We start from the raw sequence: 16,043 nt of genomic DNA, 5'->3' as shown, positions 1-16,043 counted from the left end.
CCTGAATTTCCGCCGGCGGCCTGCTCTTTCTTCACGGCGATCGATCCATAAGTGTCCATGCGCAGCCGCAACATGAGGGCAAGTCAGCCGAGTTCCCCGGTACACGCCGAAATGCTGCTTTTCGGGACGGCGTGAGAGGCAGGGGTGTCCGGTCTGTGAACGCGCCGCTCGTGGCTGGCAGTTCAGGGGGGCCTGTCCGGCGAGGTGTGGCGGGGAGACGTGACGGGTCGTCGGCCGCGGCGCCCGACGCGCAGGCGCGGCGCGCACCGGGTGGGGTGCGGCGCATGGCGGCGCCCGGCCGGGCACGAGCTGCTACCCCGTCAGGCGTGCAAAGTCCAGTAATTCGGAGAACCGTGCAGAACCGTGACGATAGCCGGGCGTCTTCGTTAAGCGTGTGCAGGCTGGTAGTGGGTTCCCCCCACGTTGGCGACGGAGGCCCCGGGTTCGCCCCGGGGCCTCCGTCTGTTTCCGGGTGCGCCGTGCTCGCACCGGTCGTGCGTCCCCCGTCCCCGTGCTCCCCCGCACCGTCCGTACCACAGCCCTCACGGGTGCCCCCATGAGTTGAGTCGACCGGAGAACTTCTGCGCACGCGCCTATTTGGCAAGCGGTTGTTCTGTCATGCTCATGCTTTGTCAGTCCGATGTCTGGACCGTCTCTCCCCACGGAGGTACGAAATGCGTCGAAGACTCGCCGCGGGCGTCGTCGTCTCGTCCGCAAGTCTCCTCGCCGTCATCGGCACCGCCACAACCGCTGTCGCAGACCCCGCAGACAAGCCCCAGGTCCTCGCGAGCTGGACACAGGCCGACGCCGGGAGCCAGAACGCCTTCCTGGCCGCGAGGGCGGACCAGGGCGCCTGGGCCGACTACAACTTCGACTGGTCGACCGACGTCTGCTCCTCGTCCCCTGACAACCCGTTCGGTTTCCCCTTCGAGAACGGCTGCATCCGCCACGACTTCGGCTACCGCAACTACAAGGCACAGGGCACGTTCGAAGAGAACAAGGACCGCATAGACAGCGCCTTCTACGAAGATCTCAAGCGCGTCTGCGCCGGATACGACGGCGCTGCGAAGAAGTCCTGCGACGGACTCGCGTGGACGTACTACCAGGCCGTGGTGGTTCTGGGCGTCAAGAAGGGCAGCCCCGTCGGCTGACGGCCTCTCCGCTCGCCAGTCCGCTCCGTCCGCTCAGTCCGCTCTGTCCGCCCCCGCACTCGCCGCCTCTCGGAGGGGACGGCGCAACAGCGCGCGGGACGCCGCCCGGTGGCTGCGGCGTCCCGCGCACTCTCGTCAAGCGGTCACCGCGCCCGCACGGAGCGCGGTGACCGGGGGAACCTTCCGGTGGCCGGACGGATCAGACGGATCAGACGCTGTCCGCCAGTTCCATGCGGCCCTGCATGCGCGCACAGCTCGCGCAGCAGAAGAAGCGTCCTTCGGCCTGTAGGCCGTGGCCCAGGATGCGGCACCCGCAGTTCTCGCAGATCGGTGCCATCTTCTGCGCGGCGCACTCGAAGCTGTCGAAGGTGTGCACAGCGCCTGCCGCCCGGACCTCGAAGGCGGCCTCGTAGTCGTTCCCGCAGACCTCACATACGGCCATCTCATGGCTCCTTGTGTGATGTGGACGATTGAACGGTGGAGAGCTCGGCGTGGAGAGTTTCGACGTGGGGGTTCGGCACGGAGAGAACGGTCGAGGCGGACGGGCGGCCGGAGCCGTCAGTCGGCGGACAGGGCCTCGACCAGCTCGCCCGTATCGGAGTTCGGCAGCGAGCGGGCCACGTCCGCGACCGACACCATGCCGACGAGGCGGTGTCCGTCGATCACCGGCAGCCGGCGCACCTTGTGACGCGTCATCGTGGCCAGGATCTCCTCGGCGTCGTCGTCCGCCCCGATCGTGACGGCCTCTTCCTGATTGAGGCTGCCCGCCGGGAACGTCCCCGGGTCGCGACCCTTGCCGAGCACCTTGACCACGATGTCACGGTCCGTGATCACGCCCTTGATCTTGTCGTCCGGACCGCAGATCGGGAGGGCGCCCACTCCGGCCTCGGTCATTATTCGGGCGGCGTCGGCCGCCGTCTGATCGGTCTGGACGCACTCGGCGCCGGGGCTCATCACGTCTCGCGCAGTAGTCATGGGACAACTCCTGAACGCATATGGGCGGCGGCGCGGAAGCCTCGGTCCGTACTTCTGCCGGGGCCGGAAGCGCCGCATCGTCGCCGCAGCGGGTAGCACGCTCCGGCGCGCTCAAACCCGGGCGGAAGGGGGGTGCGGGAGCGGCGGACGGCCCCGTCCGCCTGCCAGACGGCGGTCCCGGCGCCCGCCTGACCCCGAGCCCCGGGGCCGGCGCCCACGGGAGCCCGGAGGCCGCCCGCGCACCCGCGAACCAGAGCGCCCTGCCCCGCGGGGAAGACCCGCCGGGCAGGGCGCCGTTCGGTGGTGCCGGTGTGCTCTCTCGTGTCTTTCGTGTCTCCCGTACTGCTGCTCTCGTACTGCTGCTTCGTACCGCTCCGGAGCTACTTCTCGACGACCTTGATGCGGTCGGCCTTCGGCGGCTCCAGCGGGTCGGACTTGGAGGAGTGCTCGCCGAAGTACGCCTCCAGCGCCTCCAGATCGGACTTGCCGACGAGCTTGTCCTTGCCGTCCTTGAAGACCGCGAAGCCGTCGCCGCCGCCGGCCAGGAACTCGTTCATCGCGACGCGGTACGTCTTGTCCGGGTCGAGCGCCTTGCCGTCCAGCTTCACCGAGTCCGTCACGACGCGGTCCTTGCCGGACTTCGTCATGTCGAGCGTGTAGCTGAAGCCCTTCGAGACCTGGAGGATCTTCGGCTGCTCCTCGTTGGCCCCGCTGACCTGCTGCTGGAGGGCCGTGACCAGCTGCTTTCCGGTGAGGTCGATCGCCGTCATCATGTTCGTGAACGGCTGCACCGTGAAGCCTTCGCCGTACGTCACGACGCCGTCGCCCTCGTCCTCGGCGGCCTTGTAGACGAGGTCGGAGCGGATGCCGCCCGGGTTCATCAGCGCGAGCTGCGCGCCGCCCTTGTCCTCCGGAGCCATGAACTCCAGCTGCGCGTCGCCGATCACGTCACCCAGCGGCGACTCGGGCTTCTCGGCGCCGCGTCCGGGGATGTCGTCGGAGATGTAGCCGATGGGCTTGTCCGCGATGGGATCGGCCAGCTTGCCCCAGTGCTTGATGAGCGAGGTCATGTCCTTGGCCTTGGCCTGCTTCCGGCTGACCACGTGGTTGGCGCTCTTCACGCCTGTACGCACGATGTCGCCGCTGCGGCGGTCGTACGTCAGCGTGGTGTCCGTGTAGAGCTTGCCGAAGGAGGACGCCGAGGTGACCGTGCGCGGATTCCCGGACGGGTCCGGGATGTTGCACGCGTAGGCCTCGTGGGTGTGGCCGGTGACGAGCGCGTCGACCTTCGGGCTGATGCCCTTGGCGATGTCGGTGATCGGGCCGGAGACGCCGTCGCCCGGACCGGGGCTGTCGCAGTCGTAGTTGTACTCGGGCTTCTCCGGCAGGCCGCCCTCGTGGATGAGCGCGACGATGGACTTCACGCCCATCTTGTCCAGCTTCTTCGCGTACTTGTCGACGGTCTTGATCTCGTCGTGGAACTTCAGCCCCTTGACGCCCTCTTCGCTGACGATGTCCGGGGTGCCTTCGAGCGTGACGCCGATGAAGCCGATCTTCACGCCCTTCTTCTTCCACACCGTGTACGGCTTGAGGATCGGGCGCTCGGTCTTCTCGTCCGTCACGTTCGCGGCGAGGTAGGGGAAGTCGGCGCCCTTGAAGACCTTGCCGTCCTCGGAGCAGCCGTCCTTGGGGTGGCAGCCGCCGTCCTGGAGGCGCTGGAGCTCCTTGCGGCCCTCGTCGAACTCGTGGTTGCCGACGCCCGCGACGTCGAGGTCCATCTTGTTGAACGCCTCGATGCTGGGCTCGTCGTGGAAGAGGCCCGAGATCAGCGGGCTCGCGCCGACCAGGTCGCCGGCCGCGGCGGTGACGCTGTAGGGGTTGTCCTTGCGGGCCTTGCGCAGGGACGTCGCCAGGTACTCGGCCCCGCCCGCGGCCACCTTCTCGGTGGAGCCGTCGGGCTTCTGCCGGGACACCTCGCCGGAGGATCCGGGAGGCGGTTCGATGTTGCCGTGGAAGTCGTTGAAGGAGAGCAACTGCACGTCGACCGTGCGTCCTTGGGCGTGGTCGGTGCCCTCCGCGCCGGCCGGCATCGCCGCCGAGAGCACGCCGACGGCTGCGGCGAGCGTCGCGACGCCGGCGGTCAACCGGCGGAGGCGTCTGCGACGTTGAGGTTTCACGGTCATCGAGGTTCCCCTTCCTGGTCTGCGCGAGCGCTGGCAGCCTACGGTCAACGCGCGTAGTCCGTCAGGAGTGTTGCGGTAACGACAGGGTTGCGGGCAGGCGATCGGGCCGTGGCGCGTGCTCTGTCCGGCTCGCCGCGGGCCGGGGGCGGCCGATGTCGTCCGCCGGTGGCCCCGCCGTACGGATGAGGGGTTAATCTCGGCTGCATCCGTACGGACGGCACGAGCCGCCGGGCCCGGCGGGGCAGCGATCCGCGGCACCCCGGACGCCCGTCACACTCGTGGCGTCTTCCGAGACTCGTGGCGTCCTTCCGAGAGGGGCAGAGTTGAGCAGCGAGGGGCCGGGGCACCGTACGTCCGAGGACATACGGGACAGGATCGACACCAGCATCACGCACACCGCCCGGGTGTGGAACTACTGGCTGGGCGGCAAGGACCACTACGAGGTCGACCGGAAGACCGGCGACCAGATTCGCAAACTCCACCCGGGCATCGGCGATTACGCCCGTGCCGACCGGCGCTTCCTCGGCCACGCCGTCGCGTATCTCGCGGGCGAACTCGGCATCAGGCAGTTCCTCGACATCGGGACGGGCCTGCCGACCGCCGACAACACGCACGAGGTCGCACAGCGGATAGCACCCGACAGCCGCGTCGTGTACGTGGACAACGACCCGATCGTGCTCGTCCACGCGCAGGCGCTGCTGACCAGCACCCCCGAGGGCAGGACGGACTATCTCGACTGCGATCTGCGCGACGTCGGCACGATCCTCGAACGGGCCGCGGAGACACTGGACTTCAGCCGTCCCGTGGCGCTGATCCTGCTCGGCGTGGTCATCTTCATCGAGGACGACGACGAGTCGTACGCCATCGTGCGCCGGCTCATGGACGCCCTGCCGTCCGGCAGTCACCTCGTGCTGTCGCACACCATCACCTCGCCCCCGATGCCCGACGTGGACGAGGCCGTCGCGTTCTGGAACGCCAACGGCACGCCGAAGCTCACGCAGCGCACCCCGGAGCAGGTGGAGCGCTACTTCGACGGGCTGGAACTGCTGGAGCCCGGCGTCGTCTCCTGCTCGCGCTGGCTTCCGGGGACGCGGCTCGACGCGGAGGACGTGGCGATGTTCGGGGGCGTCGGCAAGAAGGCCTGATACCAGGCGCGGTTCCAGGCACGCTGCGGCGCCGCGCCCGGCGCGCCTCGCTTCACCCGGCCCCGCGGCCCGCCGGTCGCGGGGTCTCGCCGTGTCCGTACGAGGAGCCGTGTCCGTACGAGGGGGCACGCACCCGCCGTCACTGAGCGTGTCCGGTCCGGCACACCGGCGGGCGCAGCCGTTGCGCCGTATGGCCGCGAGGGCGCGCGGTGCCCGTAGCGCCCCCATATATCTGGGTTTGTCGACTTTCCCTGAGGAAGCGAGAGCCCACATGAGCACGTACATACGTCACGCCGTCCTCGTCACCGCCACGACAGTGCTGCTGGGAGTCGTCGCCGGGTGCGGCGGCCAGCAGGATCCCCGGCACCGGGACAGCCGCCGCGACGATGCCGCTGCGAAGAGTGTGGCGTCACCGGCGGCCGCGCAGCGACCGTTCACCCTCGTCGCCACAGGCGACGTCCTCTCTCACGACTCGGTGATACGCCAGGCCCGTGAGGACTCCGCCGGCTCCGGCTACGACTTCCGCAAGATGCTCGCCGGTGCCAGACCCCTCGCGTCGCGCGCCGACTTGGCGATATGCCACATGGAGACCGTCTACGGCCGCTCCGGCGGCCCCTTCAGCGGATACCCCGCCTTCAAGACGCCCCCGGACGTCGCCGCGGCCATCAAGGACACCGGCTACGAGAGCTGCTCGTCCGCCTCGAACCACTCCATGGACGACGGCGTGGACGGCGTCCGCCGCACCATCACCGCCATGGACGAGGCGGGTCTGAAGCACGCCGGGTCAGCGGCGTCCGCCCGCGCCCGCACCCGTACGACGATGATGAAGGCGGGCGGCGCGAAGGTCGCCCAACTCGCTTACACCTACGGCACGAACGGCATACCCGTACCGAAGAACAAGGCGTGGGCCGTCAACCGCATGAACCCGAAGCGGATCATCGCCGACGCGCGCGCCGCGCGCCGGGCCGGAGCCGACATCGTCGTGACGAGCATGCACTGGGGCACCGAGTGGCAGCAGACCCCGGACGACCGGCAGAAGAAGCTCGCCAAGCAGCTCACCCGCTCCCGCGACGCCGCCGGACGCAAGGACATCGATCTCATCATCGGCACGCACGCGCACGTGCCGCAGCCGTACGAGAAGGTCAACGGCACCTGGGTCGTCTACGGGATGGGCGACCAGCTCGCCGGGAAGATGAACGACCCCCGGGGAGCCATGAGTTCGGCGGCCCGCTTCACCTTCGTACCGCCGAAGACGAAGGCGAAGGGCGAGTCGCCGGCATCGCGGGTGTCTTCGCCGGCGGCGCCCGGGAGGGACGCGAAGGGCGGCAGCAGCGGAAAGTCCCGCAAGGACAAGTCCCGTAAGGACACCGGCAGTCAGGGGCGTGCGGGCGAATGGTCGGTGAAGAAGGCCGAGTTCGTCCCGTTCTTCGTCCAGACGTCGCCGCGGATCAGCGTCGTCGACCTCAGCCAGGGGAACGCCCGGGACGCCGGTGAGGGCCGCGCCGAGGCCTACCGGACGATTCGCAAGGCGGTCCTCAGCCGGGGCGCCGCGAAGCAGGGCCTGCGCATGGGTCACTGACACGGCGCGGTATGCGAGCCCGGGCCGGACGCATGGCCCGGGCTCTCAGCCCCGTCCGGAGCCCGCGGGCGGGCCGTGCCCGTCCGCGGGGCCGATGCCGAAACGGCAGGCGGCGACGGCGAGTTGGACGCGATTGCGGCTGCCGGTCTTCGTCATCAGGCTGGCGACGTGGGACTTGACGGTGGTGACGCCGATGAAGAGCCGCTCGGCGATCTCGGCGTTGGAGCGGCCCGCGACGACGGCTTCGAGGACCTCGCGCTCCCTGGCGGTGAGCGCCGCGTGCCCGGGCCGACCGGCCTGCCCCTCGGGGGCGTGACCGGTCGCGACGGCCCGCCGCACGAGGCGGCGCAGGACGTGCGGGCTGAACGGGCTCTGGCCGTCGGCGGCCCGGCGTATCCCGTCCAGCAGCTCCTCCGGAGCGGTGTCCTTGGCGAGGAACCCGCAGGCGCCGGCCTCCAGCGCCGGATAGAGATGCTCGTCGTCGTCGAAGGTCGTCAGTACGAGGACGCGCACGGACGGACGCGCACCCAGGATCCGGCGCGTCGCGGTGATTCCGTCGACACCGGGCATGCGCAGGTCCATCAGCACGACGTGCGGCACCAACTGCTCGGCGAGCGAGACGGCTTGACGGCCGTCCTCCGCCTCGCCCACCACCTCGATGCCGTCCGCGGCGGTGCAGAGCATGCGCAGCCCGGCGCGTACGAGCTGCTGGTCGTCGACGACGAGGGTCCGGATCACGGCGCTGCCCGTACCTTCCCGGCACCCGGGGCGCCGGAGGGCGCCGGGGCCTCCGGCAGAAGCGCGAGCAGGGTCCAGCCGACCCCGTCCGGGCCCACGTGCAGCTCTCCGCCGAGCAGTTCGAGACGCTCGCGCATCACGAGCAGTCCGTGTCCGGGTTCGGCCGCGGGCGCCGGGCGTGCGGCGTCCGGGCCCGCGCGTCCTCCGTCGTCGTTCACCTCGACCCGCACCCTTCCCCGGTGGTCGGGTCCCCGGTCGTCGGAATCCGGGTTGTCGGAAGCCGGGTCGTCGGGCCCCTGATCGTCCGGTCCCTGGCCGTCCGGCCGCAGCACGAGCCGTACGTGCGCACCCGGGCGCGCGTGCCTGAGCACGTTCGTCAGTCCCTCCTGCACCACGCGCAGCACGGCATGGCGGCAGGCGGTGTCCAGCCGGTCGACCGTCTCCGCGTCCACCGCCGTCTCCACGCTCGCGCCCGCCTGCCGCGTGCGCTCGACCACCGTCTCCAGCTCCGCCGCGAGCGCGGAGGACGTCAGCAGCACGGGCTCCCCGACGCTCTCCGGATCGCGCAGTACGGACACGAGCCGGCGCAGGTCGGCCAGCGCCTGGCCGCCGATGGCGTGCACGTCCGCCAGGGCCTCGTCGACGCGCGGATCGACGGACGGCACGACATGGCGTACGACTCCCACCCGCAGCACGACGGACGCCACATGGTGGGCGACCACGTCGTGCAACTCGCGGGCCACGGCGGCCCGTTCGTCGGCCCGCGCGACCTTCGTCTCCCAGCTCCTGCGCTGCTCGGCCTCGCTTGCGCGCTGCTCGGCCTGTGCGGCGAGTTCGCGCTGCGAGCGCAGGAACGAGCCCAGCAGCAGCGGCAGTCCGGTGTCGAGCAGCAGGACCAGCAGATTGGCCGCGAGCGAGTAGTGCGGGAAGAAGTCCGCGCCGCCGGCGGCGCCGAGCGCCGCCGCACACCACCACACCCGAGGGCCCCGGCACCGCAGCGCGACCTCGCCGAGCGCCACGCACGCGAGGATCCGCGCCACCCCGCCCCCGATCTCCGCGGAGGCGGGCACGGCGGCGACGAGCAGGACGCACTGGGCCAGCAGCACCGGCACCGGCCGGCGCCCGCCGGCCGGCACCAGCGCCGCCGAGGCCACCGCCACCAGCCAGTCCCAGCCCGACGGCCCGAACTGCGGCACGTGCAGCAGCCCGACGAAGCCGACGGCTCCGGCCATCGGCAGCAGCCGCACCCACCCGTAGTCCGCGACGTGGGTGCGCAAGGAATCCCGGATCGGCCGCACGGGGCGAACGTAGCCCTGGCCGCCGGTGCCCGGCGTCCTACCGGAGGAGGGGGAGGCCCTCCTCCTTCTGGCCGCCGCGGCGGCCGGGAGCACGAAGCGGACGCCCGCGGCCCGGCCGGAGACTGACGGCGACAACGGACCGACGAGGCGCGCCCGTAGACCGGCGGTGCGCGAATCCGGAAGGACTCGAAGCCCATGGCATCCAGGAAGCCGCGACCGCCCCGCCTGACCACCGCGATCCGGCTGGTGCTCTTCGCCGTCTTCGCCGGCTACGGGACGATCAAGCTGCTCGGCGGCCAGTACGACTACGGGGACTGGACGATCTCCAGCCACACGGCGGACGGCACGAGCGTGGTCTGGGCGTTCTACGGCTACTCCCAGATCTACGGACGCTTCACGGGCCTCTACGAACTCCTCCCCGCCCTGCTGCTCCTCTCCCGAAGAACGGCGACGCTCGGCGCCCTGGGGCTCTTCGCTGTCTCGCTGAACATCACGGTGATGGACTTCGCGTACGGCTACCCGGCGGTCAAGTACTTCTCGCTCGCCTACACGCTGCTGGCCCTCTTCCTGCTCGTCCAGGACCGCGACCGCCTCCTGACGGCCTTCTGGCGCCGCTCCTGCGATGCGACGGTGCCGGGCGGGCGCGAGTGAGGCCGGGAACCCGGCGGGACCGACTGGCGGGCGGGGAACGCCCGTTGCGACCGATCCGACCCGAGTAGGGGCTGTTCCGAGGAATTTCTGGTTTCCGTTGTTTCGGCCTTTCCTCGTGTTTCTCTCACTGGTCCGCTGTAACGCCGGGTGGCGAGAATTGTTCCTTTTGGCCCGCGGGCCGCGCAAAGGTAGCAGTCGATTAGTCGTGCCGGAAGCCCGTACGCCATTGCCGGGCATCAGCCGCGCGCTTCCGCTCACCAGCGGCGAAAGAATCCCGGGGGCCTAGCGCGCAACCTGAACTGTGCAGTGCCGTCCGTCTGCCGCCGCGTCAGCCGATTGACGGGGCGGCAGATTCGAGCGTCCGGTTCACCTGGAGAAGCCGCAGGTCACAGCCGTATGGAATGGGAGTCAATGGGCGGTCCGGTGGCAGTCGCCGCAGGTTCTCAACTTCCTTCTGCCCCCGCTTCCCACGCAGGGTGACGGCATCTACACTGACGCCGCGTCAACCGCCTCCACTTCTCATCGATATGCGAAAGCTGCGGTCAACCTATTGAGTACCGAATCTTTAACCGGCAGGACAGGGTACAGACGCCAGACCGTGTGGCCCGCCGCCCTTTTACTTGCGGCTGTCGCTGTCGTCGCGCAGATGGTCAGCTGGTGGACGCGGTCGCCCGCCGTAATGGCGAGCGGATCCGTGGCCACGGTGGGGCTCCTGGCGTGCCTTCCGCATCTGTGGCGGATGCACCGCGAGGACATACGCCATGCCGACAGCTCCGAGGAGCAGGCCGAGCAGGCACAGCGCGCCGCCAAGGCCCAAGTCGGCTCGGAGCGGGCGCGCTTGACGGAACAGTGGCAGACCTGGTCGCAGGCGCAGTTCGAGGCGTTCCACGAGTCCGTCGAGACCTGGTGCCGCGATCTGCACACAGTGCTCACGGAGCGGCGCAAGCCCGATACCGCGCTCCCCAACCTGAGCCCCCAGACGGCGAAGTTGCTCAGCAGCGCGCTCGATGAGGTGGACGAAGAGCTCATCGACGTCCAGGACGCCTGCGAGCACGCGATCGTCTTCCTCGCCCAGCGGCTCCAGACCGGCGGGCTCCAGATCCAGGAGAAGGCCGGGGCGCTGATCGACCGGCCCGAGCCCGGACTCCCCGAACTCGGCATCGAGATCGACCACTTGGCGACGACGTTCGCGCACCACGCGCAGAGCCTGCGCATCCTCGGCGGCTCGTGGACCGGGCAGCAGTGGCAGGAGACGGTTCCCCTCACGGACATCGTCCGTGCGGCAGGCGGCCAGATCACCGACTACCAGCGCGTGGTGATCGGCGGCGAACCCGACCTGGGCGTCAAGGACTTCGCGGCCGAATGGCTCATCCACCTCGTCGCCGAACTCCTCGGGAACGCGACGACCTACAGCCCCAGCAGCAAGGAGGTCACCGCACAGCTGGAGGCCGTGCCGTCGGGAGCGGTCATCCAGATCGACGACCGCGGAACGGGCATGACGGAGGCCCGCCTGCAAAAGGCGCTCGAACTGGTCGCGGGGCCGCGGGACACCAGCATCCGCGACCTTCAGACGCCGCAGGTCGGCCTCGCCGTCGTCGGCAACATCGCGCGGCGCCTGAAGCTCCGGGTGAGCCTGGGGCGTTCACCGTACGGAGGCATCCGCGCCGTCGTCCTCGTCCCCATGGATCTGCTCGAAGCCATCGACCCGGTGTACACGATGCCCGTACCGGAAGGCACCGCCGGCCAGGCGGTGGAAGTGGAGCAGGCCGAACGCCCGGAGCGGGACGAGCATCCGCTCGCGGCGCCGGCCCGGATGCCGCGCGAGTCCTCTCCCGCCGGGTCCGCGTCCGCCGCACCGGCCCAGGCTCCGGCCCCGGCTCCCGAGGCCGCCCCGCTGCCCACTCGCGAGCGGAAATCGGACTTCGGCTCCGCGTCCTCCACGTCCTCCGCGCCGTCCACGCCGTCCTCGACGAGCGGGACCACTGGGACCACCGGGACCACCGAACACTCCTCGGATACGGCACCCCCTCCGGTGGGCCTGCCGCGCAGACGCTCGCCGCGTCACACGACCTCCGCGGCTCCCGCCGAAGCACAGCAGACCAGCGCCGGCAGTGAGGAAGACCCGGAAGCCGCCGCTTCCTTCATGAGCTCCTTCGTGCTGGGGGGCCGGACCTCTTCGCCCGACGACGACACCGATTCGCCCCAGGGGGACGACGACCGATGAGTCACGAAGCAGCTGCGCACGACCAGTCCTGGATGCTCAGTGACGTAGCTGATGTTCCCGGTGTCCAGCACGCGGTGGTGCTCAGCGCCGACGGGCTGGTCCGCGCCCGTACCCGCGATCTCGGCATCGACGAGGCCGACACGCTTGCCGCGGCGGCGGCCGGGCTCCAGTCGCTCGGGGTCAGCCTGGCGGGGCGGTTCGGCGAAGGGGGACTGAAGCAGCACATGGTCGAGTGGAAGGGCGGCTTCCTCTTCCTGCGCGGAGCGGGGGACGGGTCGAGGCTCGCGGTGATCACCAGCAACAAGGTCGATCCGGGAGTCATCGCCTCCCAGATGGTTCTTCAGGTGCAGCGGTTCGGCGATCACCAGGGCAGCCCGCCGAGGAGGCGCTCAGTAACGTGACCCGACCGAGAGGACCGAGAAGGGGGCCCGTGCGCCCCTACGTGCTGACCGGCGGGCGCGCTCGCCCTCGTCAACGGCTCGCGGTGGAGACGCTGCTGGAGACCGTCGACCCCGACGGCACCGAGCTTCCGGTGACCGCCAGCCGGCAGGAACGGATGCTGTGGCGGATGTGCCGGCACAGACTCTCCGTGGCGGAGTCCGCCGCGCATCTGGGTCTGTCGGTCAGCGTCGTCACGATCCTCGCCTGCGACCTGATCGACGCCGGCTACCTGACCACACGTTCGCAGGTCCCCAAGGCGCAGCTTCCCGACGTGCACATACTCCAAGAGGTACTGGATGGACTCCGCAGACAACTCAGCGCCTGAGAGGCGCTATCTGGCCCCCACCGTCGACCAGGCGCTGAAGATCCTCGTCGTGGGCTCGTTCGGGGTCGGCAAGACCACGCTCGTGGGGAGCGTCAGCGAGATCGATCCGCTGCGCACGGAGGAGACCATCACCCAGGCCAGCACGGGCGTGGACGATCTCTCGGGCCTGTCCGGGAAGACCGCGACGACCGTGGCGATGGATTTCGGGCGCATCACGCTCAACTCCCGAATGGTCCTCTACCTCTTCGGAACGCCGGGTCAGCGGCGCTTCTGGGACCTGTGGGAGGGCCTGGTCATCGGATCGATCGGTTTGCTGGTCCTCATCGACACCCGCCGGATCGAGGACAGCTTCGAGATCCTCGACCAACTCGACGTGCGCAGCCTTCCGTTCGCCGTCGCCATCAACCAGTTCCCGGACTCCGTCCGGTACGACGAGGAAGACCTGCGCGAGGCGCTCGATCTGCTTCCGGAGACTCCGCTCGTCCACATCGACGCCCGTAACCGGCACTCGTCGACGCAGGCGCTGATCAGCCTCGTCGAGTACGCCGCCCGCATCAAGGCCCAGGAGAAGGTTGCGTGACCACACCGGCACCGACTCGCCCGTACGACTCCGAGACGCTCGTCTCGCTGACGGACATCACCCAGTCCAGAGACCCGCACCGCATCTACCACCAACTCCGCCTCCAGCACGGCCCGGTGGCCCCCGTCGAGCTGGAGCCCGGAGTGCCCGGGTGGCTGGTGATGGGCCTGGAGCAGCTGCGCATCATCACCGAACGCGAGGCGCTCTTCTCGCGTGACGCCCGCAACTGGCGCGACCTCAACGACGGCATCGTCTCGCCGGACTCGGGTCTGCTGCCGATGATGGCCTACCGGCCGAACGTCATCGGCGCCGACCAGCAGGAGCACCGGCGCCTGCGCCAGCCCCTGGACGACGGGGTCGGACAGATCAACCACCGCGCGCTGCGCCGCCAGGTGCAGCAGATCTGCAGTGAACTCATCAACACGTTCGCCCAGTTCGGCCGGGCGGACCTCGTCGCCGACTACGCGGCGTACGTCCCGATGCTGGCCGTCGCGAGCCTCTTCGGGCTCGACACGCGCCAGGGGCACGAGCTGCGCGCCGCGCTGATCGCGCTGTTCAGCAGCCAGACGGACTCGCAGGTCGGCAACCGCAGCTTCGAGCAGATCCTCTTCGACACCCTGCGGGAGCGGCAGCAGAACCCCACCGAGGATCTGACGACCGCCCTGATGAACCACCCCAACCTCCAGGACGATCCCGAGGTGCTCCAGTCCATGGTGGTGATGATCTCCGCGGGGAACGAGACCACCACCTGCTGGATCGCCCACACCCTGTACCGGATGATCACGGACACCTCGTTCGACGACCGGCTGCGCAGCGGCCAGCTCGGGGTGGACGACGCCCTCGACGAGGTGCTGTGGCGCGAACCGCCCATGACGCACATGCCCGCGCGGTACGCGCTGCGCGACATCGAACTCGGCGGCCAGTTCATCCGCCACGGCGACGTGCTCATCCTCGGGCTCTCCGCCGCGAATTCGGACCCGGCGCTCGCGCCGGGGGGCCACCGTCCGCCCAACAACCGTGCGCACATGGCCTATTCGGCAGGACCGCACATGTGCCCGGCGCAGGACACCTCGCGCGTGATCACCCGTACGGCCGTGGACACCGCGCTGCACCTGCTTCCCGGGCTGCGGCTGACCGTCACGCCCGGCGAGATCACCTGGAACCCCTCGCCTTGGACCCGGTGTCCGACGGCGCTGCCCGTCGTATTCGCCGTTCCCCACGACATCACCGCTCCGCCAGCCGCCGCCCGCCCCATTGGAGAGACCGCATGACGGCAGACCAGGCATCGCCCACCTCCGGCGTACCGACCCTCGAACTCGACCCGCACGGCCGCGACCACCAGGGAGAGGCCGCGAGACTGCGCGCGCTGGGTCCGGTGGTGCGCGTCAAGCTGCCGGGAGACGTGGAGGCCTGGAGCATCACACGTCACGACCTGCTCAACCAGCTGGTGCTGGACCCGCGCATCTCCAAGGACTGGCACAACTGGGGTGCCATGCAGCGCGGTGAGATCCCGGACGACTGGCCGCTGATCGGCATGGTCAAGGTCACCAACATGGTCACCGCGGACGGCGCCGAGCACCGCCGGCTGCGCAAGCTCGTCAGCCAGACGTTCACGGCCCGCCGCGTGGAGGAACTGCGGCCCCGGACGACGGAGATCGTCGAGGGCCTCCTGGACGCGCTGCCCTCGCACGCGGAGCCGGACGGCACCGTCGACCTGCGCAAGCACCTCGCGTACCCGGTGCCCATGCAGGTGATCAGCGACCTCTTCGGCATCCCGGACCACGAACGGCCCGAGCTGCGCGAGGCGGTGGACAAGATCTTCCGCTCCGACCTCTCGCCCGAGGTGGTCGGCGCGAACCAGATCGCCGTCTACCAGCTGCTGGCCCGCGTCGTCGAACTGCGCGGCAGGGAACGGGGGGACGACCTCACCAGCGCCCTGATCTCCGCGCGCGAGGCCGAGCCGGACGCGCTGACGCAGGAGGAACTCGTCGGCACGCTCCTGGTGATGCTCTCCGCCGGGCACGAGACGACGCTCAGTCTCATCGTCAACGCGGTGCGCGCCCTGCTGACCCATCCCGACCAACTCGCCCTCACCAAGGGCGAGGAGGACATGTGGCCCGCGGTCGTCGAGGAGACGCTGCGCTGGGAGGCACCCATCGGCAACTTCCCCTTCCGCTACCCGACGGAGGACATCGAGGTCGCGGGCGTCACCATCCCGGCGGGCGATCCGATCATGGCTCCGTACAGCGCCGTCGGCAGGGACCCGCAGCAGCACGGCCCCGACGCGGACACCTTCGACATCAGCCGTGAGCAGGCGCGCCACCTGGCGTTCGGGCACGGCGTGCACGCGTGTCTCGGTGCGCCCCTCGCGCGGCTGGAGGGGACGATCGCGCTTCGCGAACTCTTCGCGCGCTACCCGGACATGATCCTGGCCGCAGTGCCGGGCACCCTCGATCCGGTGCCGTCGATGTTCTCCAACAGCGTCACGACGCTGCCCGTACGGCTGGGGAGGCCCGCCGGGTGATACGACGCGGGAGGGGGCGGCACCGGCAAGGGGAGAAGGACCGTGCCGCCGCCCCTCCCTTCCGGTGTCCGGCCCGGGGGCGCCCCCGGTGGGGGCCGCCCCAGCCGGACCGGGCCGTACGGGGAGGGGGAGCAGGAGGCCGTCGCGCACCTGGGTCCCCGTACGGACCACTGCACGTCCGCACGTAGCAGCTGCCAGAAGCACCACACCCCAGGTTCTTCACGGAAGG

General features: G+C 70.0%; 15 protein-coding genes. 10 read left to right on the top strand and 5 right to left on the bottom strand.

The window, feature by feature from the left end; all coding sequences use genetic code 11:
* Positions 1–674: 674 nt before the first annotated feature.
* On the top strand, positions 675–1,151 hold the full coding sequence (locus QQM67_RS17535) for a phospholipase (RefSeq protein ID WP_314174831.1): 477 nt from the start codon (positions 675–677) through the stop codon (positions 1,149–1,151).
* Positions 1,152–1,359: 208 nt separating this feature from the next.
* Here the strand turns inward: QQM67_RS17535 and QQM67_RS17530 are convergent, their stop codons facing one another.
* The 3 genes from QQM67_RS17530 to QQM67_RS17520 form a co-directional block, all read right to left on the bottom strand.
* A complete protein-coding gene (locus tag QQM67_RS17530; RefSeq protein WP_111602483.1) occupies positions 1,360–1,593 on the bottom strand; it encodes a hypothetical protein in 234 nt (77 codons plus the stop codon).
* Between the two features lie 116 nt (positions 1,594–1,709).
* Entirely contained in the window at positions 1,710–2,126 is a 417-nt protein-coding gene (locus QQM67_RS17525) for a CBS domain-containing protein (protein WP_314174830.1), read from the bottom strand.
* Positions 2,127–2,506: 380 nt separating this feature from the next.
* Positions 2,507–4,309, bottom strand: coding sequence for a bifunctional metallophosphatase/5'-nucleotidase (locus QQM67_RS17520; RefSeq protein WP_314174829.1), 1,803 nt, complete (start codon positions 4,307–4,309; stop codon positions 2,507–2,509).
* A 323-nt stretch (positions 4,310–4,632) separates the two neighbouring features.
* Here QQM67_RS17520 and QQM67_RS17515 point away from each other — a divergent pair, with 323 nt between their 5' ends.
* Both QQM67_RS17515 and QQM67_RS17510 read left to right on the top strand, forming a co-directional pair.
* Positions 4,633–5,454, top strand: a complete 822-nt coding sequence (locus QQM67_RS17515; RefSeq protein WP_314174828.1) for an SAM-dependent methyltransferase — start codon at positions 4,633–4,635, stop codon at positions 5,452–5,454.
* 271 nt (positions 5,455–5,725) lie between these two features.
* Complete coding sequence (locus QQM67_RS17510) at positions 5,726–7,033, top strand: CapA family protein (RefSeq protein WP_314174827.1); 1,308 nt, start codon at positions 5,726–5,728, stop codon at positions 7,031–7,033.
* A gap of 45 nt (positions 7,034–7,078) precedes the next feature.
* Here the strand turns inward: QQM67_RS17510 and QQM67_RS17505 are convergent, their stop codons facing one another.
* The gene (locus QQM67_RS17505; protein WP_314174826.1) at positions 7,079–7,771 is read right to left on the bottom strand and encodes a response regulator transcription factor; all 693 of its coding nucleotides are present in this window, start codon (positions 7,769–7,771) and stop codon (positions 7,079–7,081) included.
* On the bottom strand, positions 7,768–9,069 hold the full coding sequence (locus tag QQM67_RS17500; RefSeq protein ID WP_314174825.1) for a sensor histidine kinase: 1,302 nt from the start codon (positions 9,067–9,069) through the stop codon (positions 7,768–7,770). Before QQM67_RS17500 ends, QQM67_RS17505 begins: the two co-directional genes overlap by 4 nt.
* A gap of 195 nt (positions 9,070–9,264) precedes the next feature.
* On the opposite strand from QQM67_RS17500, the gene QQM67_RS17495 reads away from it, so the two are divergent.
* From QQM67_RS17495 to QQM67_RS17465, 7 genes are all read left to right on the top strand, one after another.
* On the top strand, positions 9,265–9,720 hold the full coding sequence (locus QQM67_RS17495; protein ID WP_314174824.1) for a hypothetical protein: 456 nt from the start codon (positions 9,265–9,267) through the stop codon (positions 9,718–9,720).
* A 679-nt stretch (positions 9,721–10,399) separates the two neighbouring features.
* Positions 10,400–11,944 carry an ATP-binding protein gene (locus QQM67_RS17490; RefSeq protein WP_314174823.1) on the top strand — a complete coding sequence of 515 codons (1,545 nt, stop codon included), beginning with the start codon at positions 10,400–10,402 and terminating at the stop codon, positions 11,942–11,944.
* Positions 11,941–12,345: a roadblock/LC7 domain-containing protein gene (locus tag QQM67_RS17485; protein ID WP_314174822.1), complete on the top strand. Its 405-nt coding sequence runs from the start codon at positions 11,941–11,943 to the stop codon at positions 12,343–12,345. Before QQM67_RS17490 ends, QQM67_RS17485 begins: the two co-directional genes overlap by 4 nt.
* Positions 12,346–12,374: 29 nt before the next feature.
* Positions 12,375–12,710 (top strand): DUF742 domain-containing protein, encoded by a 336-nt coding sequence (locus QQM67_RS17480; RefSeq protein ID WP_314174821.1) that lies wholly within the window; start codon positions 12,375–12,377, stop codon positions 12,708–12,710.
* Positions 12,682–13,290 (top strand): GTP-binding protein, encoded by a 609-nt coding sequence (locus QQM67_RS17475; protein WP_314174820.1) that lies wholly within the window; start codon positions 12,682–12,684, stop codon positions 13,288–13,290. The genes QQM67_RS17480 and QQM67_RS17475 overlap by 29 nt, the downstream gene beginning before the upstream one ends.
* Positions 13,287–14,561, top strand: a complete 1,275-nt coding sequence (locus tag QQM67_RS17470) for a cytochrome P450 (RefSeq protein ID WP_399066983.1) — start codon at positions 13,287–13,289, stop codon at positions 14,559–14,561. The genes QQM67_RS17475 and QQM67_RS17470 overlap by 4 nt, the downstream gene beginning before the upstream one ends.
* Positions 14,558–15,814, top strand: coding sequence for a cytochrome P450 family protein (locus QQM67_RS17465; protein WP_314174819.1), 1,257 nt, complete (start codon positions 14,558–14,560; stop codon positions 15,812–15,814). The genes QQM67_RS17470 and QQM67_RS17465 overlap by 4 nt, the downstream gene beginning before the upstream one ends.
* The last annotated feature ends 229 nt before the right edge of the window (positions 15,815–16,043 follow it).

Origin of the sequence: Streptomyces winkii (genome assembly GCF_032248595.1) — a bacterium.
Classification (GTDB): Bacteria; Actinomycetota; Actinomycetes; order Streptomycetales; family Streptomycetaceae; genus Streptomyces; species Streptomyces winkii.
The sequence above is the reverse complement of the archived record's forward strand: the minus strand, read 5'-3'. Positions and strand labels throughout refer to the sequence as shown.